Origin of the sequence: uncultured Paraglaciecola sp., assembly GCF_937123705.1 — a bacterium.
Classification (GTDB): domain Bacteria; phylum Pseudomonadota; class Gammaproteobacteria; order Enterobacterales; family Alteromonadaceae; genus Paraglaciecola.
Genome location: NZ_CAKZKO010000037.1, coordinates 158,311 through 183,769, shown reverse-complemented (window position 1 = coordinate 183,769; position 25,459 = coordinate 158,311). Strand labels below are relative to the sequence as shown.

Here is a 25,459-nt window from a genome sequence, read left to right as displayed (position 1 = left end):
CTAACCTATCTGCTTGATAGGAATGTGCTTGAGATCCCAACGCCAAGAAGTTGAATGAGTGGGTACAGGTACCATGTCGATGCAATCAACGGGGCAGGGATCGACACATAAATCACAACCGGTGCACTCATCAACTATAATAGTGTGCATTTGTTTGGCCGCGCCTAATATGGCGTCAACTGGGCAAGCTTGAATGCATTTTGTGCAGCCAATACACTCGTCTTCACGTATAAAAGCGACTTTCTTAATATCTTCTTCACCATGTGCGGCATCTAAAGATATAGGCTCAACGCCCATTAAATCGGCTAGTTTTTTTATGGTTACATCACCACCGGGCGGGCATTTGTTGATTTCATCGCCGTCGGCTATGGCTTGGGCATAAGGTTTACAACCGGGATAGCCACATTGGCCACATTGAGTTTGTGGTAATACTTGGTCGATTTGATCGACCAAAGGATCACTCTCTACTTTAAATTTTATAGAGGCAAAACCTAGCACTCCTCCGAAAACAAGAGCCAACAGGCCTATGGCTAATAAAGCCGTTAAAATAGCAAAACCAAGAGACATTAAAACTTAACCAAACCAGTGAAGCCCATAAAGGCAAGAGACATGAGTCCAGCAGTAATCATACCTATAGAAGCACCTTTAAAAGGCTTAGGTACATCGGCTACAGCTAGACGTTCACGCATGGCAGAAAATAATATCAATACTAAAGAAAAGCCCACAGCGGCACCAAATCCATAGATAACCGACTCAACAAAATTATGTTGTTGGTTGATATTGAGCAATGCGACTCCTAACACCGCACAATTAGTCGTAATAAGGGGTAAAAATATCCCGAGCAATCGATATAAGGTGGGGCTGGTTTTATGAACCACCATCTCAGTAAATTGCACCACTACGGCGATAACAAGAATAAAGCTTAAGGTACGTAGATAGCCAATGCCAAGAGGTAACAATATATAATGTTCAACCAAATAACTAGAAAGCGACGCTAGGGTTAGCACAAAAGTCGTCGCCATAGACATGCCTATAGCTGTTTCTAGTTTTCCTGATACCCCCATAAAAGGGCATAGACCTAGAAATTGAACCAACACGAAATTGTTCACCAGTACTGTGCCAATTAATAAGAGTAAAAATTCGGTCATGAAAATGGTTCGTTGCCAGGAGTTAAAAATACCTTGCTATTATCTTTCTTTAAGAGGTCATTAACAACTTGATATTTAAAAGTTTAATGAGAAAAGGTGTTTATTATCGAAATAAAAGTCGATAACTATCAATAATAACAGAGGAGTTTACTTGGAATATAGAGATCTGAATTGGCTCCCCCTCCCCGACTCGAACAGGGGACCTGCGGATTAACAGTCCGTCGCTCTAACCAGCTGAGCTAAGGGGGAACACTATACTTATAGTTAAAAATATAACTTAGTAGTAAACATTTTGTCTAAACCAAGCTGCTTTTCAACGGGGGCGAATCTTAATGAGCATACCGCTCTCTGTCAACACTCAAAGTAAGGTTTTTCGCTAAAAATTTCTAAACGGTTATAGAATCGACAAGTATTGGCCATTTATTAAGTTTGGTACTGTGTAACTGCCCTCAAATCTAACTATTTGGAATTGTTAATGGCATCTTAAACCAAAGACCATTTTTTGATTTCTTTATAGCTAATTGTTATTAATGATTTATTGAATGCTGTATAAAATGCCAGTGTTTAATAAAAGTGTCACCTTGCTTGGCGATGCAAAAGGTTAGTGACTACCAACTAAAAAAAAAGATTAGATGTTGCGATAGTACGCCATCTAAAGGATAAAGGCAGTTATCCACGAAACTTGTGGATAAGTTTGTGGATTAAACTGTTGGTAGAAAAAGAACAAGCATTGATTCAATGTCAAGACGTGATACGAAAAATATTTTAATTGTTTAAAAAAACATTTAAAAACAAGATGATACGAAATTTTTAGTGGTTATAAGAAAAGTGAAAAAAAATAATAAAAAGTGTGGAATTATGCTTGTGTGTTGTTTTTAAAGAGAAAAGCAAAAATATGTTAAAAGCAGCCAAATTAATTCGAAGTTTAAAATTGATTATTTTCAAATCACTCTAGATTACTTTTCTATAAATAGCTTCACTAAGCCCTAAGGCGTCAATAAATAGACAGATAAGTGTATTTAAAAAGGTACAGGTTAGGATGTTACATGTATTAACAATTCTGCAACATAAATTTCAGAAAATATAATAATACTGAGCTGAAAATCGCGTATTATAGACCAAGCTAAATCCTAGTGATGATGTCAGTAGGGTGAGTCAAAATTTTAAGATAAAAAACGTCATTATGTGATTTTGAGCTTGTAAAGTAGCTTACCCACCAATACCTTCATTTAAGAGAGAGCACAAGGTTGACCTCAAGCACTAAAAAAGCGCCTCCTGCAGATTTGCTGAATAATGATATAGCAAGCACATTGCGAAAAATGACCTTGCCTATGATAGTGGGTATGGTCGTATTGATGACCTTTGGGCTAGTTGATACGTTTTTTATTGGTATGTTGGGTACACAAGAGCTGGCAGCTATTAGTTTTACCTTCCCCGTTACTTTCACCGTAATAAGTTTAAATATTGGCTTAGGAATAGGTACTTCTGCCATTATTGCCAAATTACTAGGACAGAAGAAGTACCAGCAGGCTAAAGAAACCGCAACGGGCGCATTGATGTTAACTATGGTGTTGGCGATTGTTTTGGCCATTATAGGCGTCTACACGATTGAGCCTATTTTTCGTTTGATGGGCGCTGAAGAACCTTTGTTGGTTTTAATCAAGGAATACATGTTGGTGTGGTATGCAGCTGGTGTGTTTTTAGCTATGCCTATGGTAGGAAATAGTGTGCTGCGCGCATCTGGCGATACTAAAACACCTAGCTTAGTGATGGCGTTAGGTGGCCTTATTAATGTTGTACTGGACCCGTTATTGATATTTGGCTGGGGGCCAGTACCCGCTTTCGGTATCCAAGGTGCGGCAATATCGACTCTTGTCGCTTGGGCAGTGGGGTTATTTTATATTTTGTATATATTGGCTGTCGAGCGCAATATGATCGAAACCAAATTGCTTAATTGGCACCAGTTTAAACGTAGTACAGGCGGTATTTTGAAGATTGGACTGCCTGCTTCTGCTGCTAATATGCTCACCCCCATTGCTGCAGGTGTTGTCACTGCTATAGTCGCAGGATATGGACCTGAGGCGGTAGCTGCATGGGGCGTAGGGGGCCGATTAGAGTCTATTGCCAGCATAGTGGTGCTGTCTTTGTCTATGTCATTGCCGCCTTTTATCAGTCAAAATTTTGGAGCTAACCAACTAGCTCGTGCAGGGCAAGCCTATAGTTTATGTGTCAAGTTTGTGATTGTATGGCAACTGATTGTTTTCGTGGTGATTGCACTGTTATCAGGAGTGCTCGCTAACATATTTACCAACGAGCCAGAGGTGGCTTCAACCATAGTTCTATTTCTAATCATTGTACCTCTGGGATATGGGTTTCAAGGAGTCACCATTTTGACCAACTCATCCTTTAACGCCATGCACATGCCTATGTCTGCAGTCTCTTTAAGTGTTGTGCGCTTATTTTTGTTTTTTGTGCCTTTTTCTTTGATTGGCAGCTATTGGTTTGATTTGCTTGGGCTATTTTGGGCCGGTGTTGTGGCCAACTTGGTGGTTGGGTGTATTGCTTATGTATGGTGTAAGCGCATCATTACTTCTCGATTTGAACAGGGTGTATTGAGTAAATATGAGTAGAGCCTTTGAAATATCTTCAAATTATTCACCGGCAGGTGATCAACCTAAAGCAATTGATGCCTTAGTTGAAGGCTTAGACGATGGTCTTGCGCGACAAATACTATTAGGTGTCACTGGTTCGGGTAAGACTTTTACTATGGCCAATGTCATTGAAAAAGTGCAACGGCCAACGCTGATATTGGCGCATAATAAAACCCTAGCCGCCCAGCTTTATGGTGAGATGAAAGAGTTTTTCCCCAATAATGCAGTGGAATATTTTGTTTCTTATTATGATTATTACCAGCCCGAAGCCTATGTCCCTTCCAGCGATACCTTTATAGAGAAGGATGCCTCGATCAACGAGCATATCGAGCAAATGCGATTATCCGCCACTAAATCACTGATGGAAAGGCGCGACGTAATTATAGTGTCCAGTGTGTCGGCTATCTATGGATTGGGCGATCCTGAGTCTTATATGAAAATGTTGGTGCATTTTCGCCAAGGCGACATTATGAATCAACGGGATATCTTAAGGCGTTTAGCAGAGATCCAATATACTCGAAATGATGTGGCTTTCGAGCGGGGTACTTTTAGGGTGCGCGGCGATGTAATAGATGTATTTCCCGCCGATTCAGAACGTCACGGCATTAGAGTCGAATTGTTCGATGAAGAAGTGGAGCGTATTAGTATTTTCGACCCACTTACCGGAGCCGTTGAAAAAACAGTAACCCGTGCAACGGTTTTTCCGAAAACCCATTATGTCACACCCAGAGAAAAAATCTTGGGAGCGATTGAGCATATCAAGGTTGAACTAAAAGAAAGGCGCGAACAACTTAAATCTGTTAATAAATTAGTCGAAGAGCAACGTGTGTCTCAGCGTTGCCAATTTGATATAGAAATGATGCAAGAGTTGGGCTATTGCTCAGGCATTGAAAACTACTCCCGCTATTTGTCGGGTCGTAATCCTGGGGATCCACCTCCTACTCTAATCGATTATTTTCCAGCCGACGGCCTGATGTTTATCGATGAGTCTCACGTTACCGTATCGCAAATTGGCGCTATGTATAAAGGTGATCGCTCTCGCAAAGAAACCTTAGTTGAATATGGGTTTAGATTGCCATCGGCACTAGACAACCGACCTTTAAAGTTTGAAGAATTTGAACAAATCACCCCGCAAACGATTTATGTATCGGCAACACCGGGTAAATTTGAACTAGAAGCAGCGCCCGACGACATAGTTGAGCAACTGGTGCGCCCCACAGGTTTGCTCGATCCAGAAATTGAAATTCGCCCAGTGGCCACTCAAGTGGATGATTTATTGTCTGAAATCAATAAATGTATTGGCCTAAATGAACGGGTGCTAGTGACCACATTAACTAAACGTATGTCCGAAGACTTAAGTGATTACCTAGACGAGCACGGCATAAAAGCGCGGTATTTACATTCCGATATCGACACAGTTGAGCGCATTGAAATTATCCGCGATTTACGGATTGGGAAATTTGATGTGCTGGTGGGGATCAATCTACTCAGAGAAGGGCTAGACATGCCAGAGGTATCGCTGGTAGCTATTCTCGATGCCGACAAGGAAGGCTTTTTACGCTCAGATAAATCCTTAATTCAAACCATGGGCCGAGCCGCTAGACACATTAATGGCCGTGCTATTATGTATGGCGATAGAATAACTGGCTCGATGCAACGTGCTATGGATGAGATTGACAGAAGACGAGATATTCAACGAGCCTATAATCTGGAACATGGCATAACCCCAACGCAATTAATCAAGCCTATTACCGATATTATGGATGTAGGCGATGGCAGCTCTGACAGCAAAGTGAAACTAAGACTGGTGGCCGAGAACAGTAAAAAATATCAGTCATTAAGCACTCCGCAAATTTTGCAAAAAATCACCGAGTTAGAAAAAGTCATGTTTAAAGCGGCAAAAGATTTAGAGTTTGAAAAAGCCGCAAGCCTACGGGATGAAATAGAAGCATATCGCGCACAAATAGTGAAAAACTCTTAGGAATATCTTTTGCCTTAAATCTTGGGTGAAAAATGCCTGAAAATATTATATTAATCTAGAAGCCAGAGTTTATGGAGATTGGTATTAGCAATTTGTTTAAAGTTTCTGTTGAATTATCTCAGCTAATACTAATTTATTTGACATTATATCTTCTTACACGATTCTCATAGAGTTAATTGAGCGAGCACAGCTAACAAAAAACATAATTTGGCTTGCAAGCTCGCTGGAACCATTACTCATTGGCTGGCGCTTCGCGCTGCTTAGCCAACAAGCTTTTTCATTATCAGGAACCTGTAACCAATGATCAGATTTTTTAGAAAAATTAGACAAAATTTGCTTTTGGAAAGCAAAACTGGAAAGTATCTCAAATATGCGTTTGGAGAAATTGTTCTTGTTGTTTTCGGAATTTTGATTGCTCTGCAAATCAATAATTGGAATGAGCAAGTCAAGCAGGATAAATCGATAGATGATCATCTTGAAATACTGAATCAGAATTTAACTGAAGACCAAATACAGCTAAAAGATTTAAAGAAGAAAATCATTGAAAGCAAATTAGCAGCAGATTCTGCGATGTCTCAAATGATGACAATAAAGCCAATGATAGATATCCAGCTAAAGAAATATTTGTCTATGTTGCAACTAGAATTCAAATTTAGCCCAAATACTAACGCAATTGAAATAATTAATCAGTCAAATGAAATACCTGCTTTAAACAACAAATTGAGAACCGCTATTCTTGACTATTATTCGTTGATTGAAAAAACCAAAGAAAGAGAACATATTTCTAACACTCAAATACAATCGAAATACGAGCCGTATATAAATAAAAATTATCCATCGATGTTTCAAAAAAATAATGAATGGGAGTTCATTGCTACATTCTATAAAAATGATCCAAGACCTACTTCAATAATAAATAATGAGCAGTTTCTTAACGACAAAATGTTAGAAGCTCTATTAGTCTCTCGATATTACCAAACTGTTGCTTTAGAAAATTTTTACAACAATTTGATTACTTCATCCGATAAAATACTGTCATTGATTGAAAAAAAGAAGCATAAATAACGAAAGTACCTACAACACCTTTTTAGATGCAATGGCATTAATTTAGGGCAATTTTATTTTTCGGTAAAATTTACATTGTAATCCCCTTTGGTGTTTTCTACTATGTACATTAGTATAAAGAACTATACCTATAAGTGGTGCTGAAATGTTAAATCGCCTACAAGAATCCGATATAAAGTTATTACGCGTTTTTTATGCGGTGGCTTCATGCAATGGCTTCACCGCCGCTGAGCCAGTCCTTAGAATGCAACGTCCCAACATTAGCGCCGCCATTAAAAAGCTCGAAGAACGACTAGACTTAGTGCTATGTCATCGTGGTCGAGGTGGCTTTCAGATGACCAAAGAAGGTGAGGTGGTTTTTCAAGAGACCAAACGGATCTTTAATTCTTTCGATAATTTTGTTTTTAATCTAAAAAGTTTACATGACGATTATTCTGGCCATATTACGCTTGTGATGATGGCGGGATTGCCACTTTCTTACCATTTATCTGTGAGTAAGGCCGTTAAAAGCACCATGAAAAAGTTCAATGATATTCATGTGAATATTCAAACTCGTTTGTATAACGAAGTGGAGCATGTGGCCTTATCTGGTGAGTGTCATTTAGTGCTATCCACTTACGATATGATGAAGCCAGAGTCAGTCACTTTTCACCCTGTGGATGTAACGTGCAAAGGGCGTTTATATTGTGCTCCGTCTCATGTGCTTGCTAAGTATCGTGATGGCCTTCCAAATAATATTAAAATTGAAGACTATCCTGCCATCGGCATTTCTGGTCTTTCCTCTGCCAATTACATATCTGACGACACACGTATGGCCATTCAAACCTTTTCTGATTCATATGATGGTTGTCTGTCTGCCATTATGACGGGAGAGTATGTTGGCTTATTGCCCGACTATGTACTAACCAATCAAGCGGCGGGCCTTGGCCTGGTTCCTGTAGGTAAAGGCTTGTTCGAATTTAACCACGACTTATTTGTAATGAACGGTAAAAATACCCGCTTAAATCCTGTGTTACGGCATTTAATTAAGGAAATTAGCTACTTTATTCAGCAAGTAGATAAATAAAACCAATTTCACTAAATATAAAGTTTTGCAATATAGCCGCCTTGTCGCGGCTTTTTAATATTCTTTGGTTTGCTTTTATTGCAATGAAAGTTAAATTTATTTGCTTCGGTCTCATCCTATACAACAAATAGCAGGTGCATAAAGTTGAAGAACAAAATATCTATTATGGGCTGTTTAACCGTTTTGCTTCTGTCTTGTGGTGGCTCTGGAGATTCAAATGAAGGCAGTACTATTTCAAGTAATGATAATTCGAGCAGTCGTTGGACCATAGATACGGATTTCATTCAAGATGGGGGCCCAGGAAAAGATGGCATTCCCTCTTTAGACCAACCTAGTTTTCAAAGTATCGAAGAAACCAATTTCATGTTTGCCTCTGATCTAATTGTGGCCCTTAAAATAGGTGACCAAGTAAAGGGGTATCCACATAAAATTCTTAATTGGCACGAAGTGGTCAATGACAGTATTGCTGATGAGCACTTTGTTTTAAGTTATTGTCCATTAACAGGATCGGCTATGGCTTGGAATATTGATAACCAAACAGGCAATACAGAGTTTGGCGTTTCGGGACTTTTATATAACTCAAATTTGATCTTATACGACCGAGCAACCGATAGTCATTGGCCTCAAATGTTAATGAAGAGCGCAAATGGCGCCTTGTCAGGTAATTCTGCTACGCCAAAACCTATTGTCGAAACGACTTGGGAAAAATTTAAAATGATGTTTCCCCAAGCTGAAGTCCTAAGTGAAGATACCGGGTTTAGTCGAAATTATGACGAATACCCCTATGGAAATTATCTAACAAATCCAAGATTACTCTTTGTTGTAAAAAATGTTGAAGATGAGAGATTACATAAAAAAGCGCGTATTTTAGGAATTAGAGTGGGTAGTGCCACAAAAGCCTATAATATTTCGGAATTTTCCATTGATCTCGAAGTGATTAACGATTCAGTTTCCAGTAAAAAGGTTGTTATTGTAGGCAGTCAGGATGATAAATATGCGGTAGCGTTTGAGAGGCAACTTAGTGATGGTACTGTTCTAGAGTTTAGCCCTGAATATAACCAATTGCCTATTGTTATGGCGGATAACGAAGGCAACCTATGGGATATTTATGGCAAGGCCGTTACTGGGCCTCGTGAAGGTGAGCAACTTGTGGTTCCTTTTAGTTATATTTCTTTTTGGTTTGCATGGGCCGCTTTTTTTACCGATGCCCCAATTTACCAGTGAAGTAGTAAAGAGATTATGAAAATAACTCAATTGTTTTCTGCTATTGGCTTGGCTACCTATAGTGTCAATACTTTTGGCGCAACTTGTAGTTGTGCTGGTGTTCCATTGTTAAATAGTATGAGTTCTTCATCGGTGGAACAACGGCAGTGGTTCGTTAATGTTTCCTATGAACAACATGAAATGAACCGACTTTATTCAGGTAGTGATGAAGTTAAGGATGAAACTAATCGCAATAGAAGTACCGATTCAATGATTGTGCAAACCGACTACGGTATAAACGAATTTTGGTCGGTTTCAACTATGGTTAGTTATGTCGATCATCAACGTGAGATTGGCAGTAGCACTAATAGCTTTTCTTCTGCCTCTGGTTTAGGTGATGGATTACTTTTATTCAAATATACCCCAAAGAAAATCGATCTATTTTCAAAATGGCAATATTCTCTAGGCGCGGGGGTGAAGATCCCTTTGGGTGAAGATGATGCCAAAGAAAATGGTGTCACGGTTTCCGAAGATCTACAACCTAGCAGTGGCAGCTACAGTGCGTTAACTTGGGCATATCTGGGTTATGCGTTTGAGCAATCTGGGCAAACCCAAATTTTCATTTCTAGTCATTACAGCTTCAATCAAGAAAACCGCAGAAACTATACTAACGGCAATGAATTTAACCTTGTGTTAGGCGCCAGTTATTCCATGATGGAAAAATGGGGTTTTGCTGCTCAGTTGAGATACCGCACCACACAAGCAGATGAACGAAATGGAGATGATATAGCCAATACAGGCGGCTCCTGGGTGGACTTTATTCCAAGTGTGCAATATCGCATAAATGATAAGTCAGCGGTTAATTTTGGAGTACGAATTCCTGTCCACCGAAATTTGCAAGGCGCCTTACAATTTACTACCTCTAGCGCCGCAACATTAGGTTTTAGCTATGGGTTTTAAGCGATTACCTATTATTTTTTTGTTCTATTGCTTGGTTGGGCACACCGCAGAAATATCCCTTCAAAATTTTTCTTTACCTGATATTAGAAACAACCAACAAGTTACTTTAAGCGACTATCAAGGTAAAGTTGTCTACCTCGATTTTTGGGCATCTTGGTGCAGCAGTTGTGCCAAAGCCTTGCCGTTATATAAAAACTGGGCCCGTACTTTCGGCGATGACTTTGCTGTTGTTTCTGTGAATGTTGATGAAGTAAAGGCCGAAGGAATATTAATGGCACAGCAGCTACAGCTTGATTTTCCTATTGCCTACGACAAAGACTTAAGCGTTGCAAAAATGTATCAAGCCTCGGTATTGCCTGTTTCATTTATTATTAATAGGCGAGGGCAGATAGTCTATCGACACTTAGGTTTTAAAGACACTGATGCCGAAAAATTAGAGCGTCTAGTTCGCCAATTGTTGGCAAACTAGCTCAAGAGGTAGGTAGTCGTTACGTAAAACAACAACGACTAACAACTAACCTTATCTGCGCTATTCATACTCCAAAGGATCATTCACGCCATTTTTGGCAAAGGCTTCTAGGCGTTCTTGACAGGCGCCACATTTACCGCAGGCTTTATCGCGGCCGTTATAGCAGGTCCAAGTTTGGTTGTAATCTAACCCCATCTCTAATCCTGCGGTTAAAATGGCTATCTTGCTTTCCTCAAGATAAGGGGTAACTATTTCAACGGCTTCATAGTTAGCTATGGCACATACGTCATTCATCTTGTGAACAAATTCAGGACGACAATCGGGATATATAGCGTGGTCGCCAGAATGGGCACCGTAGTAGACTTTATTGGCATCTATCGACACTGCATAACCCACCGCCATCGATAATAAGATCATATTCCGATTAGGCACCACTGTGCTTTTCATACTTTCTTCTTCGTAATGCCCTTCTGCCACCTCAATATCTGAGGTGAGAGACGAGCCACCAATGAGTTGATTGATGGCTGATATATCCACAATTTTATGCTGCACACCTAACAATTGGCAGGCCCGTGCGGCATAATCCAGTTCCTTTTTGTGCCTTTGTCCATAATCAAAAGATAAGGCAAACACCTCTAAACCTTGTTTGACTGCTAGGTTTAAGACTGTAAACGAGTCCATTCCTCCGGAAAAAATTACCACTACCTTTTGTGACATGGGCTTTGCTTCTTTATAATCAATTAATTAGCAGTGATTTTAAGTGATTTGACGGTAAATTCCCACCACAGGGTGCGTTGACTCGAAAGGAAAAGTGATTGAGTATCTATAAAATAAATGAAGTGTTTGAGTCGTTGCAAGGTGAGGGCAGTTATACAGGATTGCCATCCATTTTTGTGCGCTTGCAAGGCTGCCCTGTAGGTTGTCCATGGTGTGATACAAAACATACTTGGGTGGTGTCGCCTGAATTAAAAAACAGTAGTGATAAGGTGATGGCCGAAACCGCCGAGTCCGACAGTTGGTTTGAACACACCACAGAGCAACTATTAAGCCTTTTTAATCACCATGGATATGTGGCTAAACATATCGTCCTAACGGGTGGTGAGCCGTGTTTGTATGATTTAACAGAGATCACCAGCAGCTTGATTGCAAAAGGTTATTCAGTGCAGGTTGAAACCAGCGGTACTTATGAAATCATTGCCCACCCGAGTACTTGGATCACAGTGTCGCCCAAAGTGAATATGCCAGGTGGCAGGCCAGTACTCAGTAGCGCCATGCGCCGCGCAAATGAAATCAAACATCCAATAGCTATGCAAAAGCATATTGAAGAGCTAGACGAGGTGTTGACCTTGTTGGGTGAACAAGCGCCACCGAATATTTATTTACAGCCTATTAGCCAACAAAAACGTGCCACTGAACTTGCAATTAAAACCTGTATAGCGCGTAATTGGCGTTTGTCGCTGCAAACTCATAAATTTATCGGGATCGAATAACTGTCTCGCATATATCTAGGCATCATTAAGCAGCTAAGAAAACTGGGGTAGTCATTGATGAGAAAAATGGCATTGCTTATTTGCATGAGGAGCAATTATGAATAAATTACTGATGGGACTGGCTCTGTTGTTTAGTGTGAATGCTCAATGTGCATCATGGCAGATTACTTACCCACGCCCTGTTGAAGCAACGTCAACAATTGAAGAGTACCCCCTACAATTATTGGCGCTAGCACTCGATCAAACTGGGGTGAATTATCAGTTAAATCCATCTGAAAATCTTCTTCCTAAAGGTAAGGCATTAAGCCGATTACAGGATAATAGGGAGATTAATATTGTTTGGGGTATGACTAATCCTCAGCGCGAAAAAGACCTACTAGCTATTCGTATCCCCATATTTAAAGGGTTGATTGGCTGGCGTTTGTTGCTTATTCGCAAAGATATGGCGGAACGATTTACCTACATTCAGCAACTGGAACATTTACTTAAACTTTCACCCTTGCAAGGACGAGATTGGGCAGATACCAAGATTTTGCAATCTAATGGCTTTGATGTACTGACCGAGCGTACCCATAGTGCCATGATGAAGATGCTGGGCAATGCACAGGGGGACTTCTTCCCTCGTTCTATCATAGAGATATGGGATGAATTGGCCAATAATGAACTGGAGAATCAGATCCAGATCCAACCTACTATTGGCATTCGTTATCCCGCTGCCATTTACTTTTTTGTCAATAAAAAAAGTGTGCCATTAGCTAACATCATCGCCAGCGGCCTAGAAAAAGCCATTAAAAATGGTAAGTTTGAAGCCTTATTTAAGGAGCATTATCAAGGCTATATTGACAAAGCGCAGCTTGGTGGCAGAACCTTTTATCAGTTAGATAACGCATTTTTACCCGAAGAAACCCCTTTAGAAAGAAAGGAATTATGGTTTGACGGAAAAGTTAAGGATGAATAACCCCCCCGAGTTTGGGTGCATTTATTAACATATAAAGGGTGTCGAATAAATTTACACTTTTGGGGTGGTTAATTTTAGTATTTAAAATATATTTTGTTAAAACAGTGTGTTATATGTTGGCACAATAACTGCTTTATTTGGTGTGAGTCGTATTTAACCTATGTGTTTTTATTATCCATAGCAACGGTCCATTAAGGACCGTTTTTTTTTGCTCAATTTCCTAATACTCTACACTTTTCCGTGAATACTCTTCATTGAACGACCCGACGGATCGGCGTTGTTTTTAAAACTTTCATCCCACTTGAAGCTGTGTCAACCATTGAATAGTACCCTATACAATTATTGTCATTGGCTTTAGATCAAACTGGGGTGAATTATCAGCTTAAGCCCTCAGAAAATGTTCTGACCAAGAGGAAGGCTTTAGGTCGACTGCAGGATAATAGAGAGGTAAATATTGTTTGGGGTATGACTAGCCCACAGCGTGAAAAAGATCTCTTGCCTATACGCATTCTTATTTTTAAAGGCCTGATTGGATGGCGTTTATTGTTAATTCGCAAAGATATGGCTGAGCGTTTTACATACATTCAGCAACTCGACCATTTAATTAAGCTCTCGCCATTACAAGGGCGAGATTGGCCAGATACTAAAATATTGCAGTCCAACGGTTTCAACGTGAACACTGAGCGAACTCAAACTGCCCTGATGAAAATGCTTGGCAATGCCCAAGGGGATTTTTCCCCACGCTCTATCATAGAAGTATGGGGTGAGTTGGATAAAAGCCCTGTGGTAAATCAAATTCAGATCCAACCTTCTCTTGGCATACGTTATCCCGCCGCTATTTACTATTTTGTGAATAAAAAAAGTGTGCCTGTAGCAAATATCATTGAAAGTGGGCTAGAAAAAGCCATTAAAAATGCCAAGTTTGACGCACTATTTAAAGAGAATTATCAGGCTTATATCGACAAAGCGCAGCTTGAAAATAGGACATTTTATCAGCTGGAAAATAATTTCTTACCAGAAAAAACACCGTTAGATAGAAAGGAGTTATGGTTTGATGGGGAGATTAAAACGGCTAAAAAAACAGAATAATCAATTCAGATTGTGTCGCTTTTTTCATTCAAGTTTGTCGGATAAATTTACATTTCTAACTTCACCAAATCAAATAATCTAAAAAATTATTTTAATAACAACAAGTTAAGAGTTGGCATGTTAAGTGCATTAGTTTGTGAGAGTTGTTTTAATTAATGTGTTTTCTAATAGTTTGAAATAAGGAATTTTATAAAATGTTATCTAAATTATGTGCCGCCGCTTTATTACTTTGTGCCTCTATGGCATCTCACTCTACTGTGATTTTTGGAGAAGATTTAGATCCTTCTTCAAGTAACGCAAACAGTATTGCTGCAAACGCCAGTTTTTTGTCTCAGCTTGTAGGTGTGGGAACAGAAGATTTTGAGTCTTTTTCAAACAATCAAAGTGGCCCACTAGTTGCTGATTTTGGTGTGGCTGGAACGGCTACTCTTAGTGGTTCTGGAGAGATTGTTGGAGACGATGGATTTGGCCGATTTGCTACGTCAGGCACTCAATTCTGGGAAACCAATGAAAACTTCATGATCACTTTTTCAAATGCCATCTCCGCTTTTGGTTTTTTTGGCACGGACATCGGTGATTTTGGTGGTCAAATTACATTAGGTTTTGAAGATGGAAACGCTACTTCCTTGATGGTTAACAATACTACTTCAGCACCTGATGGCGCCTTACTTTTTTGGGGCATCATCGATACTGCTAACCCTTTTACTAGTGTGACATTTGGTAATACCGATAGTTCTGACTACTTTGGCTTTGATGATTTAGTTATTGGTGTTGCTGAGCAAGTTATAGTTGGAGAAGTGCCAGAGCCTTCTGCTTTCTTAATCTTTGGTCTAGGGATTGCTGGTTTAGCTTTATCAAGAAAGCAAACAAAAAAGTAAACTTATAAGATTTCTTATTACTTTATTCGAACAATAAAAACGGTCCTTAAGGACCGTTTTTTTATTCTTGAATGTTAACCAAATATTTACACTTTTCCGTGAATGCTCTTCATCGAGCGACCCGAGGGATCGGCATTATTTTTAAAGCTTTCATCCCACTCTAATGCTTCCACTGTACTACAAGCGATTGACTTGCCTCCTGGTACACATTTGGCCGCAGTTTCTTGGGGGAAATATCCCTCAAAGATAGTGCGATACACATAGCCTTCTTTAGTATCTGGAGTGTTAGTAGGGAATCTAAACTCGGCAGAAGCGAGTTGCTCGTCATTTACCTGTGTTTCTACATAGTCTTTAATAGAATCAATCCACGAATACCCAACGCCGTCACCAAATTGTTCTTTTTGACGCCATAATACTTCTGCTGGTAGATATTCATTATTGTCGAAGGCTTTACGTAAAATCCATTTTTCCATTTTGCCGTCAAGACACATTTTATCTTGAGGATTAAGACGCATCGCCACATCTAAGAACTCTTTATCTAAGAATGGTACGCGGGCTTCGACGCCCCAAGCAGAGGTGGATTTATTAGCACGAGCACAATCAAACATATGCAAACGCTCTAATTTACGTACGGTTTCCTCATGAAACTCTTGTGCGTTTGGCGCTTTGTGGAAATACAAATAACCACCAAATATTTCATCGGCGCCTTCCCCCGACAACACCATTTTTATGCCCATGGCTTTGATTTTTCGAGTCATCAAATACATAGGCGTAGCGGCGCGTATGGTGGTAGTGTCGTAAGTTTCAAGGTGATAAATTACATCACGAATAGCATCTAAGCCTTCTTGAATGGTGAAGTGAATTTCATGATGCACTGTGCCTATCATATCGGCCACTTTTTGCGCGGCGATGAGATCAGGTGCCCCTTCAAGGCCCACGGCAAATGAATGCAGGCGCGGCCACCAAGCATCAGACTGGTCGTTATCTTCAATTCGCTTAGCCACGTATTTTGCGGCAATGGCAGAGACTAAAGATGAGTCTAACCCGCCTGACAACAATACTGCATAAGGCACATCAGACATAAGATGGGATTTAACGGCTTTTTCAAATGCAGCTTTTAAATCGTCTAAATTGGTTGAGTTATCCTTAACATTATCGAAGTCCATCCAGTCGCGCTGATAGTATTTGGTCAGCTCCCCAGTTTGGCTCCACATATAATGTCCAGGAGGGAATTCTTGCACGGTTTTACAAACCGGTACTAAGGCTTTCATTTCTGAGGCCACGTACAAGTTGCCGTGTTCGTCGTAACCCGTGTACAGCGGGATAATACCCATATGGTCGCGGGCAATAAGGTAGGCATCTTTTACTTCATCATATAAAACAAAGGCAAACATGCCTTGTAGTTCATCAATAAAACTTAGCCCTTTTTGCTGATACAAAGGCAGAATCACTTCGCAGTCAGACTTGGTTCTAAAATCGTATGGTGTAGCAAGGCTCTCTTCTAAAGCCTTGTGGTTATAAATTTCGCCATTGACGGCTAACACTTGATTATTATCGCGGCTTATTAGCGGTTGAGCGCCTGTGTCTACGTCGACTATAGCCAAACGTTCGTGACATAAAATAGCATTATCATTATTCCAAATACCTGACCAGTCAGGACCGCGATGGCGGAGTAATTTGGAAAGCTCTAAGGCTTGCGTTCTAAGTTCTGCTGCATCACTTTTGATGCCCAGAATACCGAAAATACCACACATAAAAATGTTTCTCTTAATTGCTGGTTATGGGGAGTTGGTGATCTTGTATCACCAAACCTGTTCTCGCGAAGTGTATTAATATTACAAAGGGCTGAATCGCGACCTTGAATTTGCCAGTATGAGCGAAAAAAGCAAGAGGAAAGTGTTATTTTCTTACACTTGTTGGCTATTAGTAAGATCAAAGGGTGTTTTATGGGGTTTACTCCAAGCAGTCACCCTGCTTGGAGTACTAAAGAAAGCTATTTTACTCTTTGCGTTGAAACTCACTGCTTGGTGCCCATTTAGGCCATGCATTAGAAGTTACAAGGTCATGGCCCACTTCAAATAGCAATTGGGTATCTTGCACTATGCCGGATAAATCCCAGTTTTCACGGTATTTATCACAAACTTGATGATAACAACCTGTGATTATTACATTAGTGCGCTTTCGATATTGAGCTGTGGCTTCGTCAATCGGTATATCGCCGCCTTCAGCATAGAGAGCGGGCACTCCTTGTTTTGCAAAACTGAAATGATCAGAACGGTAATAATACCCTGCTTCAGGACGACCTTCTTGCACCAAGTAACGACCTTGACGCTTGGCTGCTTTTTCAAGATAAGTTTCTAGTTCTGATTTACCCATACCAACCACAGCTACATCTTTGGTTTTTCCTAGTACATTCATGGCATCCATATTGAGATTAGCGACTGTTTTACCTAGTGGAATAATGGGATGTTCAGAGTAATATTTTGAGCCTAGTAAGCCTTGCTCTTCGGCCGTGACGATTAAAAAAGTAGTCGAACGTTTAGGGCGGTTACTTAATTGTGAATACGCCTTAGCCATCACTATCGCCGCCGCTGTGCCTGTGGCGTTATCATGGGCACCGTTATAGATTTGGTCGCCATCTTTGGTTTCATCTTTACCTAAATGATCCCAGTGGGCGGTATAGATAATATGCTCGTCAGGTGTTGCAGCGCCTGGCAAAGTAGCAATCACATTATAACTAGTGGACTTTTTGAAACTGTTGTTAACGGTTACCGAGGCGCGTAACCCTAAACCCTTGTTGTAAGGGGATGCTATGGCTTTGGCTTTTTCATTTGCAAACTTGAGACCTGCATCGGCAAACACTTTTTGTGCGGCTTCGCGGGTTAACCAGCCTTCCACTGCCACACGATCGGCATTGCCATTTTTACTGACCAGCCCATATTGCGGGCCACTCCAGCTATTGGCCACAACCGACCAGCCATAAGAGGCGGGCTTGGTCTCATGCACGATTAACGCGGCTTTGGCTCCTTGGCGGCTGGCTTCTTCGTATTTGTAAGTCCAGCGCCCGTAATAGGTCATCGTTTTACCTTGAAACTTACCTCCTTGAGGATTTTCAAATCCAGGATCGTTCACTAAGATCACCACGGTTTTGCCTTTTACATCTAAGCCTTGGTAATCGTTCCAATTGTACTCGGGTGCGTTGATACCATAACCCACAAACACGAGCTCTGAGTCTTTAAGTGTAACTTTTGTTTGTTCTCTTTTAGTAGAGGCCATCATGCCTTTTTTGTAGGCAAAATGATTATCGCCTATGGTCATGGTCATATCCGCATCGGCGGTCATTTCTATTAGTTCAACTGGCTGTAGGAAACTATCGCCATTGCCGGGTTGGTAGCCGAGTTGTTTGAACTCATTAACTAAGTAATCCAAGGTTTTTTGTTCGCCAATTGTGGTGGGTAGGCGACCTTCAAATTCATCTGATGCTAGGGTTTTGATGTGTCTCTTTAGATCAGCAGCGTTAATACCTTGATAAACCTCTTCAAAATTATCAGCAACTGGTTGTGTTGTCTTGACTGTTTGGTTCTGACAGGCAGAAAGGGCTAAGGTAAGAGGCAGGCAAAGCATCATTAGCTTGTAGCAAGTTTTCATAGTGTTGCTCTTGTAGTGAAATATTATAAAATCCTATTTTTACATTAGATCAATCATAAGGGCAATTGTGACCGCTTGGAATCACGACTTTATTCAGCAACTTTCTAGCTTGCCAATGGGGCAACTCGATCTTCATTTCGGGTTAAGCACTATGCCTACTTGGCCTAATGCTATGGGGCTAAATGCGTTGAAAAATAGCTTACCCATCGCAAATTCATCCATTCCCGAGTTTGTCTGCCAATCTGATATTGCTGAATCGGCGTTGTACTACGAACAAGTCATTCAGCAACATAATATTATTCCCACCCGTCCTAACAGCTGGCATGATTTGTTTAATGGTCTAATTTGGCTACAGTTTCCACAAACTAAGCGCTTGTTAAATCAACAGCATGTGGAAGACATCCAGCAGTTTGGGTTATCACCTAGAACGCATAGACGAAATAACTTGACCCATTTTGATGAATGCGGGGTGATAATTACCTATCGAAGCGAGGATACGTTTGCCAAGCTCATAGCCGGATTACAGCAACATCAGTGGCATAAGGTATTGGTTGAAAATAGACAGTATTGGGGCAATGAGCTTAATTGTTTTATGTTCGGCCATGCCAATTTAGAAATGTTACTGCAGCCCTTTATTGGATTAACCGGAAAGTTCTTGGCTTTAGAGGTCGACAGCCACTTTGCTACTATGCCTTATGCTGAACAGCTGACTTTGCTTGATAAAATTTTGTTTGATTCCATTCAGAGTAGAGATTTATTTTCTATTAATAAGCCCTTGAGTCCTTTGCCGTTATTGGGGATCCCTAATGTGTGCAGCGCCAATCAAGATCCCGCGTTTTATGCCAATACCGACTATTTTAGGCCTAAGCCGTTAAGCAAGCTCTTACTAAAGTAAGATAAACAATGCCCACACCAGCCAAATTAAAATGTAAGGTGCAACAGCAATTATATAGGTTTTTCTAGCAGGTAATTGGGTCCATTGACTTAATCCAACCGCCACTAAGTACATCACCCAAAAGGATTCCAAACGAATACTCTGGGCAAATGACGACCAAGTTGATGCCATATCTACATCAAAAATAAACGCCATTGAAGTAGGCGATAAACTAACAGGTGACAATTGGTTATCTGTTGCCAATAACACCACAGTCATGGCAACAAGACTGCCAATAATAGCTGGTACACTGACCCACCAACTAAAGCCGTACCAGTCGGTATAGCCTTGGACACATTCTTCATCTGCCTTAGTGACCACATTTAGATAGAGAGCTAATACAGCGTTACTTATTATCACCACAAATACTGAACTAACCAAAGTCATCCATAAACTTTGCTCTTGATTGGAGAGACTAGTGCGCACGATATTTTGTTCGGCTGGACTTAGATCCCCTGCCACCGATTGCACCATTAGCTCGCTATACCAGGCAAAATCAACAAAATCAAAATACATATAAACAGGAAGCGCCCCCAATACCCCAATACAAATAAACGGGATCCAAGACCAATTGTGGGTATCTTTAATAGTGGCAAACACTCGGTTAGGCCGAATAAAAATCTGTTTCATAGCTTGAAAAGGATGACTGACTTGTGACACGTAACTCTCCCAAATAATTTTACAAAGTGTTGTGCAGCTAACCTAGCGCAGCGCATAACGAATTGAATATTATGACATATTTTATTTCTTAAGCGCATCCAATAGATTTTTAATTAGAAGCTCTATAGACTCCTAGCCGTTATAAATTAGGAATACTCAATGATAGAAATAAAGCAACTGGCGAAAAAATTTGCAGTGGAAAACCCTAAAAAACTCAGTGAACAAGAAAAGAAAGATCCTCGACTTAAAGGCCGCTTTTTTCATTCGGTGCAAGATGTCTCTTTCACTTGCCAAAAAGGCGAGGTACTTGGCTTGCTTGGGCCCAATGGAGCCGGTAAAACTACTACTTTACGTATGTTATCAACGGCTCTAAAACCCGACCACGGCAGCGTAGAAATTAGTGGTGACAATGTGTTGGCCAACCCTGTTATTGCACGCAACAAGATAGGTTTTCTATCAGGCTCAACTGGCTTATACGGACGATTAAGTGGACGTGAAAATATTCATTATTTTGGTCAGTTGCATGGCATGAGTGAAGCTTCGATTGCCGCGCGTATCACCCAGTTGGCTGATTTATTGGATATGCACAACTTTTTAGACAGACGTTCAGAAAATTTCTCTACAGGTATGAAGCAAAAAACAGCGATTGCACGTGCGGTAGTGCATTCTCCCGAATTGGTTATTTTGGACGAACCTACTACAGGCCTAGATATTATGGCCACCCAAACGGTTTTAGAATTTATTCGTGGTTTAAAACAGCAAGGAACACCGGTCATTTTTTCTACCCATCATTTGGATGAAGTACAAGAGTTATGTGACAAAGTGACCGTTATCGATCAAGGCCGAACTATGTTTGATGGTGATATCGCCACCTTTAAAGCCCTTGCCGAAGGTTCCTTGCATCAGTCGTTTATGGCTGCCATTCAATCAACGACTAGCGAATAAGGAGACTAAACCATGTGGTTAGTATTTAAAAAAGAGATAAAAGAATTACTTCGCGACCGTAAAACATTGTTTTTTATGATTGCTTTGCCATTACTCATTTTTCCGCTGATTTTTGGCATTGTGGGTTTTGTGGGTAAACAAGCAATTGATAAAGCTGAAACTCAAGTGCTCAATTATGCTTTGGTAGGCGGTCAATATGCGCCTGATATTATTAAAGAGTTGCAACAACCCGACAAGTTTAATCTTGTCGAAATAGACAAAAACGCCGATTACACCTTGATAATTCGTGACGATACGGTCGATTTTGTTTTAGAAATCCCTCAAAACTATTCCAGTGATGTACTAAAAAATGGTCAAGCTAAGATTAAGTTACATTTTAACGATGCGGGTTTGAACCTCGTTTACAGGCGGGTAAATGAAATTGTTAATAGTCAATCTGAGTTGTTTCAACAAAGTGCATTTACTCGTTTGGGATTGAATGAAGCGGAACAAAACGCTTTGATTGAGCCTATAGTGTTGGAAAAAGTGAATACCGCAGATGATCGCGAAAACTGGGGCGAAAAAATAGGGGGCATGTTGCCTTATCTGTTGTTTATCATTTGTTTAACGGGCGCTATGGCGCCTGCTACCGATATTGGTGCGGGCGAAAAAGAGCGTGGCACACTGGAAACTTTATTGATTTCGCCCATTGAACGAAACAAAATTGTCATGGGAAAATTTTTAACTATTGCGTTCGCCGGTACCATGACCGCATTAATTACTGTTGCTAGTATGGGTATTTGGGGCTTAGTACTCAGCCAAGGTTTAGCCATAAAATTTGTGGCTGATTTTATGGCGCAAATTGCGCTGCTTGATTTTTTACTGATCTTTCTAATGTTGGTGCCTGTGGTGGCTATTTTTGCTGCGGTATTATTGAGTGTTTCCATCTATGCGAAAAGCTTTAAAGAGGCACAAAGTTACATGGGACCCATGACCATTTTGGCGATTGTACCTATTATGTTGGCGCTTTTACCCGGCGTAGAATTAAAAGGTGGTTGGGCTTGGGTGCCTATTACGAATGTGTCATTAGCAATGAAAGAATTGGTAAAAGGGACTATGGACTACTATCAATTATTTGCCATCTTTGGCTCAACGGCGATCATCGCTGGCGCCTTGTTTGCTTTTTGTGTGTATTGGTTTAATCAAGAGAAAGTATTATTTAGATAAAATTGTCGTTTATGTAAATCTAAAGCCGTGCTGAGTAGCATGGCTTTATGGTTTATACGGCAATATTTTGCCGTTAATAGGCCGCTGCCGGTTTTTGCCTAAGCGGCTCTAATACAGTTTTTTCCCGCTTCTTTGGCTGCGTATAGGGCTTGATCCGCTCGCGAAAAAATACCTATTTGTGAGTCTTGTTTTTGAAAGGTAGCGCTACCTATACTGCAAGATATATTGTGGCTTTGCAGCAGCAAATTTGATTGTATTGCGCCGCGGATGCGCTCTGCAATTAAGTTGCTGGTTTGTTCATCTGCTTCAGGTAACAGACAACAGAATTCATCACCCCCCAACCTGAAAGAAAAGTCCGATTCCCGCAAGCTTTGTATGATAGTTTGCCCACAAGCCACTAATACTTCATCGCCTTCAAGATGACCGTGTGTATCGTTCACCTGTTTAAAGTTATCCATGTCTAGCACCAATAAACCAAAAGGCTGATAATGTCTTTGTGATTGGCTTTCCAAACGACCCATGGTTTCATTGTAGCTGGCTCTGTTTCCTAAAGACGTTAACACGTCTTTCATGGCGCATTGTTTAATTTTGTGATGCTCTAGCGCATTCTTTAAGGGGTAGCAAAAATTAACATGCATTTGTTGCAAAATTTGCCAATCTGTTAAAGATAAAGGGTGGGTAAATGCATAATCAACAACAGCTACTGAGCTATCAAAGTGTTCACAGTTTAGGGATTTCATGTGAGCATTTTCTACCCCTTTGCCTTCTGTAATACAGTTATCTTCAAACTGGATTTTTAGTTCAGACAACGGTAGGCTGCTTTGTAATTGTTGAAAATACAGTTTAGCCAGTTTTGGCAGGTCTATGGTTGTAAGCAATTTTAAAATGAATTTATGCAGTTCGCTGTGTGTCATAATTTGCTTATGCCCAAGTTTGATCCCATGTCCAATATCTTGGCTGGTCTCTTCAATACTAAAGAAAGACTCAGCGACGTTTGCGTCGTATAACTGGTTAAGTTGTTCCAACGGGCTCTCCTGCCAAAAAATTGGCTAATTGCGATACAAAAACGATTCATTGTTAGTTCAAAGCAAATATTGTGCCTAACAGATATTAAACATAGGAAAGTAGCAGCTTATGCATGGCAATTTAGGCAATATAGTAATATTAATGGCCGTAGCTGTGATGACGGTATGGCTATTTAAACGCATAAATTTACCGCCTATTTTGGCCTACCTATTCTGTGGTATTTTGGCCGGCCCAGATTTACTCGCACTGTTTGAACATCCGGAAGATATGCAAAATTTTGCCGAGCTCGGCATAGTCTTTTTGCTGTTTTCTTTGGGATTAGAGTTTTCCCTTCCCAAAATGTTAGCCATGCGCCACTTAGTATTTGGTGTGGGATTGGCACAAATGCTTCTTACTACATTAGTTTTTATGGGCCTTGCCTTATTACTGGGGTTTGATGGCAAAGCGGCCTTTGTGATAGGTGGCCTTATTGCGCTGTCTTCCACCGCCATCGTGATTAAACAAACCAGTGATTTGGGAATTTTAAATACTCCTCGAGCACAAATTGCCGTAAGTATTTTATTACTACAAGATCTTGCCGTGGTGCCTTTGCTAATTTTGGTGCCCTTGCTTGCTGCTGATTCTGAGCAAAGTTTAGGCATTGCTATTTTATTGGCTTTTGTTAAAGGGGTGTTTGTGGTGGGCATTTTGTTATCCATTGGAAAATGGGTATTGCCTAAAGTGTTTAGTGAAGTTGCTCGTACCCGCACCGATGAACTCTTTGTGTTGACCACCATAATGGTGACTCTAATGGCTGCTGGTTTAGCGTTTTCTTTTGGTTTATCTATGGCCTTGGGCGCTTTTTTAGCGGGTATGATGTTAGGTGAGAGTCAATATAAACATCAACTCGAGGCCGATATTAGACCCTTTAGAGATATCTTGATGGGTCTGTTTTTTATCACCATAGGAATGCGCCTTGAACTGCATAATTTACCTAGCCAAATTCATTGGGCATTCTTAGGTTTAGTTGTCATAGTGGTACTTAAGGTTGTGCTTATTCGAGTTTCTGCGGAAATATTCAAGTTAGGTAAGCAAGATGCTTGGGCTGCAGGCCTTAAGCTGTGTCAAATGGGAGAGTTCAGCTTTGTGCTGGCAGCATTGGCGGTAGATCAGGCGCTATTAAGTTCAGAGCAAGGCTCTTTGATACTTACTATAGGTGTGTTGAGTATGGCTATTACACCTTGGTTGGTGGATCATAGTCCAGTCATTGCAAAGTCTATCAGTCCTGATACCCCGCCCGACGTTATTGGCCTTGAACAACTTTCCAAAAAAGATCAACAACTTAGCGATCACGTATTAATTTTTGGTTTTGGACGAGTGGGGCAGTCAGTTAGCCGACTATTAAAAATTGAGGCTATCCCTTATTTGGTGATAGACGCCGATCCAGTGAGAGTGCAAGAAAGTCAAAGTGCCGGCGAACCCGTGTATTTTGGTGACGTGAAACAAAAAGATATCTGGCGCTCGGTAGGAATTGAGCGAGCTAAAATGGTGTTGATTACTTTTGATCAACACGAAAACGCAATGAGAGTCATCCATTTAATTAAGAGCCTATATCCCAACCTGCCAGTAGTAGTTCGAACCAGAAAAGATCATCGTACGCAAGAATTGCTAACCGCAGGTGCCTCGCAAGTTGTGCCAGAAATTCTCGAAGGAAGTTTGATGTTAGTGACACAAGTGTTACAGATGTCGGGTGTGCCTATGTCGCGCATACTTAAACGAGTGCGAATGGAGCGCAAAGGGGATTATGCTAATATGCACGGCTTTTTCCCGGGTGAAACCACAGAGCTCGATTATGCCAAACAAGACAAATTAGAGTTTATGCATGCGGTTGTATTGACTCAAGATGCCTTCGCAGTAGGTAAATCATTGCAACAACTTAATTTACAGCAATGGAAAATTAAAATTAAAGGGCTAAGAAGAAACAACCATGAGCTAGAGGAGCCAGATCAGAATATGTTGTTAGAAGTAGGTGATGTCATAGTGATTGCCGCAAAACCTCGCAAAGTGGAGCGAGCCGAACGTTTTTTATTAGAAGGAGATTAA

General features: G+C 40.6%; 22 protein-coding genes and 1 tRNA gene. 15 read left to right on the top strand and 8 right to left on the bottom strand.

The window, feature by feature from the left end:
- The 3 genes from rsxB to Q0688_RS05865 all read right to left on the bottom strand — a co-directional run bounded on the left by rsxB (nt 1) and on the right by Q0688_RS05865 (nt 1,397).
- Nucleotides 1–567 (bottom strand): electron transport complex subunit RsxB, encoded by a 567-nt coding sequence (gene rsxB, locus Q0688_RS05875; protein WP_299074085.1) that lies wholly within the window; start codon nt 565–567, stop codon nt 1–3.
- Nucleotides 567–1,148, bottom strand: coding sequence for an electron transport complex subunit RsxA (gene rsxA / locus Q0688_RS05870; protein ID WP_293756416.1), 582 nt, complete (start codon nt 1,146–1,148; stop codon nt 567–569). Before rsxA ends, rsxB begins: the two co-directional genes overlap by 1 nt.
- A 172-nt stretch (nt 1,149–1,320) precedes the next feature.
- Nucleotides 1,321–1,397 (bottom strand) — tRNA-Asn (locus tag Q0688_RS05865).
- A 1,070-nt stretch (nt 1,398–2,467) separates the two neighbouring features.
- On the opposite strand from Q0688_RS05865, the gene Q0688_RS05860 reads away from it, so the two are divergent.
- From Q0688_RS05860 to Q0688_RS05830, 7 genes are all read left to right on the top strand, one after another.
- On the top strand, nt 2,468–3,778 hold the full coding sequence (locus Q0688_RS05860) for an MATE family efflux transporter (protein WP_299074219.1): 1,311 nt from the start codon (nt 2,468–2,470) through the stop codon (nt 3,776–3,778).
- Nucleotides 3,771–5,780, top strand: a complete 2,010-nt coding sequence (gene uvrB, locus Q0688_RS05855) for an excinuclease ABC subunit UvrB (protein ID WP_299074084.1) — start codon at nt 3,771–3,773, stop codon at nt 5,778–5,780. The genes Q0688_RS05860 and uvrB overlap by 8 nt, the downstream gene beginning before the upstream one ends.
- A 300-nt stretch (nt 5,781–6,080) precedes the next feature.
- Complete coding sequence (locus tag Q0688_RS05850; protein ID WP_299074083.1) at nt 6,081–6,845, top strand: DUF6090 family protein; 765 nt, start codon at nt 6,081–6,083, stop codon at nt 6,843–6,845.
- Between the two features lie 145 nt (nt 6,846–6,990).
- Nucleotides 6,991–7,911, top strand: a complete 921-nt coding sequence (locus Q0688_RS05845; protein WP_299074082.1) for a LysR family transcriptional regulator — start codon at nt 6,991–6,993, stop codon at nt 7,909–7,911.
- 144 nt (nt 7,912–8,055) lie between these two features.
- The gene (locus tag Q0688_RS05840; RefSeq protein ID WP_299074081.1) at nt 8,056–9,135 is read left to right on the top strand and encodes a DUF3179 domain-containing protein; all 1,080 of its coding nucleotides are present in this window, start codon (nt 8,056–8,058) and stop codon (nt 9,133–9,135) included.
- Between the two features lie 15 nt (nt 9,136–9,150).
- Nucleotides 9,151–10,074 (top strand): transporter, encoded by a 924-nt coding sequence (locus Q0688_RS05835; protein ID WP_299074080.1) that lies wholly within the window; start codon nt 9,151–9,153, stop codon nt 10,072–10,074.
- On the top strand, nt 10,064–10,543 hold the full coding sequence (locus Q0688_RS05830; protein WP_299074079.1) for a TlpA disulfide reductase family protein: 480 nt from the start codon (nt 10,064–10,066) through the stop codon (nt 10,541–10,543). Before Q0688_RS05835 ends, Q0688_RS05830 begins: the two co-directional genes overlap by 11 nt.
- A 60-nt stretch (nt 10,544–10,603) precedes the next feature.
- Here the strand turns inward: Q0688_RS05830 and queC are convergent, their stop codons facing one another.
- Nucleotides 10,604–11,260: a 7-cyano-7-deazaguanine synthase QueC gene (gene queC, locus Q0688_RS05825; RefSeq protein WP_299074078.1), complete on the bottom strand. Its 657-nt coding sequence runs from the start codon at nt 11,258–11,260 to the stop codon at nt 10,604–10,606.
- 98 nt (nt 11,261–11,358) lie between these two features.
- On the opposite strand from queC, the gene queE reads away from it, so the two are divergent.
- The 4 genes from queE (at nt 11,359) to Q0688_RS05805 (ending at nt 14,958) form a co-directional block, all read left to right on the top strand.
- Nucleotides 11,359–12,033, top strand: a complete 675-nt coding sequence (queE, locus tag Q0688_RS05820) for a 7-carboxy-7-deazaguanine synthase QueE (RefSeq protein WP_299074077.1) — start codon at nt 11,359–11,361, stop codon at nt 12,031–12,033.
- A 97-nt stretch (nt 12,034–12,130) separates the two neighbouring features.
- Nucleotides 12,131–12,991, top strand: coding sequence for an amino acid ABC transporter substrate-binding protein (locus tag Q0688_RS05815; RefSeq protein ID WP_299074076.1), 861 nt, complete (start codon nt 12,131–12,133; stop codon nt 12,989–12,991).
- A 465-nt stretch (nt 12,992–13,456) separates the two neighbouring features.
- Complete coding sequence (locus tag Q0688_RS05810; RefSeq protein ID WP_299074075.1) at nt 13,457–14,080, top strand: amino acid ABC transporter substrate-binding protein; 624 nt, start codon at nt 13,457–13,459, stop codon at nt 14,078–14,080.
- A 194-nt stretch (nt 14,081–14,274) separates the two neighbouring features.
- Nucleotides 14,275–14,958 carry a PEP-CTERM sorting domain-containing protein gene (locus Q0688_RS05805; RefSeq protein WP_299074074.1) on the top strand — a complete coding sequence of 228 codons (684 nt, stop codon included), beginning with the start codon at nt 14,275–14,277 and terminating at the stop codon, nt 14,956–14,958.
- An 86-nt stretch (nt 14,959–15,044) separates the two neighbouring features.
- Here Q0688_RS05805 and asnB read toward each other — a convergent pair whose 3' ends face one another.
- Both asnB and Q0688_RS05795 read right to left on the bottom strand, forming a co-directional pair.
- Nucleotides 15,045–16,712: an asparagine synthase B gene (gene asnB / locus Q0688_RS05800; RefSeq protein ID WP_299074073.1), complete on the bottom strand. Its 1,668-nt coding sequence runs from the start codon at nt 16,710–16,712 to the stop codon at nt 15,045–15,047.
- A 244-nt stretch (nt 16,713–16,956) separates the two neighbouring features.
- Nucleotides 16,957–18,606 carry a M28 family peptidase gene (locus Q0688_RS05795; RefSeq protein WP_299074072.1) on the bottom strand — a complete coding sequence of 550 codons (1,650 nt, stop codon included), beginning with the start codon at nt 18,604–18,606 and terminating at the stop codon, nt 16,957–16,959.
- Nucleotides 18,607–18,673: 67 nt separating this feature from the next.
- Between Q0688_RS05795 and Q0688_RS05790 the strand changes: the two genes are divergently transcribed.
- A complete protein-coding gene (locus Q0688_RS05790; protein WP_299074070.1) occupies nt 18,674–19,501 on the top strand; it encodes a DUF3025 domain-containing protein in 828 nt (275 codons plus the stop codon).
- Here Q0688_RS05790 and Q0688_RS05785 read toward each other — a convergent pair.
- On the bottom strand, nt 19,493–20,200 hold the full coding sequence (locus tag Q0688_RS05785; RefSeq protein ID WP_299074069.1) for a YIP1 family protein: 708 nt from the start codon (nt 20,198–20,200) through the stop codon (nt 19,493–19,495). The genes Q0688_RS05790 and Q0688_RS05785 overlap by 9 nt on opposite strands.
- Nucleotides 20,201–20,359: 159 nt before the next feature.
- Here Q0688_RS05785 and Q0688_RS05780 point away from each other — a divergent pair, with 159 nt between their 5' ends.
- On the top strand, nt 20,360–21,145 hold the full coding sequence (locus Q0688_RS05780; RefSeq protein ID WP_299074068.1) for an ATP-binding cassette domain-containing protein: 786 nt from the start codon (nt 20,360–20,362) through the stop codon (nt 21,143–21,145).
- A 12-nt stretch (nt 21,146–21,157) separates the two neighbouring features.
- Entirely contained in the window at nt 21,158–22,351 is a 1,194-nt protein-coding gene (locus Q0688_RS05775; RefSeq protein ID WP_299074067.1) for an ABC transporter permease, read from the top strand.
- Between the two features lie 98 nt (nt 22,352–22,449).
- Here Q0688_RS05775 and Q0688_RS05770 read toward each other — a convergent pair whose 3' ends face one another.
- Nucleotides 22,450–23,376: a GGDEF domain-containing protein gene (locus Q0688_RS05770; RefSeq protein ID WP_299074066.1), complete on the bottom strand. Its 927-nt coding sequence runs from the start codon at nt 23,374–23,376 to the stop codon at nt 22,450–22,452.
- A 109-nt stretch (nt 23,377–23,485) separates the two neighbouring features.
- Here Q0688_RS05770 and Q0688_RS05765 point away from each other — a divergent pair, with 109 nt between their 5' ends.
- Nucleotides 23,486–25,459 (top strand): monovalent cation:proton antiporter family protein, encoded by a 1,974-nt coding sequence (locus Q0688_RS05765; RefSeq protein WP_299074064.1) that lies wholly within the window; start codon nt 23,486–23,488, stop codon nt 25,457–25,459.

Excerpts from the sequence above, each read along its gene's own strand:
- rsxB (WP_299074085.1), bottom strand. The coding sequence starts at position 567 with ATGTCTCTTGGTTTTGCTATTTTAACGGCTTTATTAGCCATAGGCCTG.
- rsxA (WP_293756416.1), bottom strand. The coding sequence starts at position 1,148 with ATGACCGAATTTTTACTCTTATTAATTGGCACAGTACTGGTGAACAAT.
- Q0688_RS05860 (WP_299074219.1), top strand. The coding sequence starts at position 2,468 with ATGACCTTGCCTATGATAGTGGGTATGGTCGTATTGATGACCTTTGGG.
- uvrB (WP_299074084.1), top strand. The coding sequence starts at position 3,771 with ATGAGTAGAGCCTTTGAAATATCTTCAAATTATTCACCGGCAGGTGAT.
- Q0688_RS05850 (WP_299074083.1), top strand. The coding sequence starts at position 6,081 with ATGATCAGATTTTTTAGAAAAATTAGACAAAATTTGCTTTTGGAAAGC.
- Q0688_RS05845 (WP_299074082.1), top strand. The coding sequence starts at position 6,991 with ATGTTAAATCGCCTACAAGAATCCGATATAAAGTTATTACGCGTTTTT.
- Q0688_RS05835 (WP_299074080.1), top strand. The coding sequence starts at position 9,151 with ATGAAAATAACTCAATTGTTTTCTGCTATTGGCTTGGCTACCTATAGT.
- Q0688_RS05830 (WP_299074079.1), top strand. The coding sequence starts at position 10,064 with ATGGGTTTTAAGCGATTACCTATTATTTTTTTGTTCTATTGCTTGGTT.
- queC (WP_299074078.1), bottom strand. The coding sequence starts at position 11,260 with ATGTCACAAAAGGTAGTGGTAATTTTTTCCGGAGGAATGGACTCGTTT.
- Q0688_RS05815 (WP_299074076.1), top strand. The coding sequence starts at position 12,131 with ATGAATAAATTACTGATGGGACTGGCTCTGTTGTTTAGTGTGAATGCT.
- Q0688_RS05810 (WP_299074075.1), top strand. The coding sequence starts at position 13,457 with ATGACTAGCCCACAGCGTGAAAAAGATCTCTTGCCTATACGCATTCTT.
- Q0688_RS05805 (WP_299074074.1), top strand. The coding sequence starts at position 14,275 with ATGTTATCTAAATTATGTGCCGCCGCTTTATTACTTTGTGCCTCTATG.
- asnB (WP_299074073.1), bottom strand. The coding sequence starts at position 16,712 with ATGTGTGGTATTTTCGGTATTCTGGGCATCAAAAGTGATGCAGCAGAA.
- Q0688_RS05795 (WP_299074072.1), bottom strand. The coding sequence starts at position 18,606 with ATGAAAACTTGCTACAAGCTAATGATGCTTTGCCTGCCTCTTACCTTA.
- Q0688_RS05780 (WP_299074068.1), top strand. The coding sequence starts at position 20,360 with ATGATAGAAATAAAGCAACTGGCGAAAAAATTTGCAGTGGAAAACCCT.
- Q0688_RS05775 (WP_299074067.1), top strand. The coding sequence starts at position 21,158 with ATGTGGTTAGTATTTAAAAAAGAGATAAAAGAATTACTTCGCGACCGT.
- Q0688_RS05765 (WP_299074064.1), top strand. The coding sequence starts at position 23,486 with ATGCATGGCAATTTAGGCAATATAGTAATATTAATGGCCGTAGCTGTG.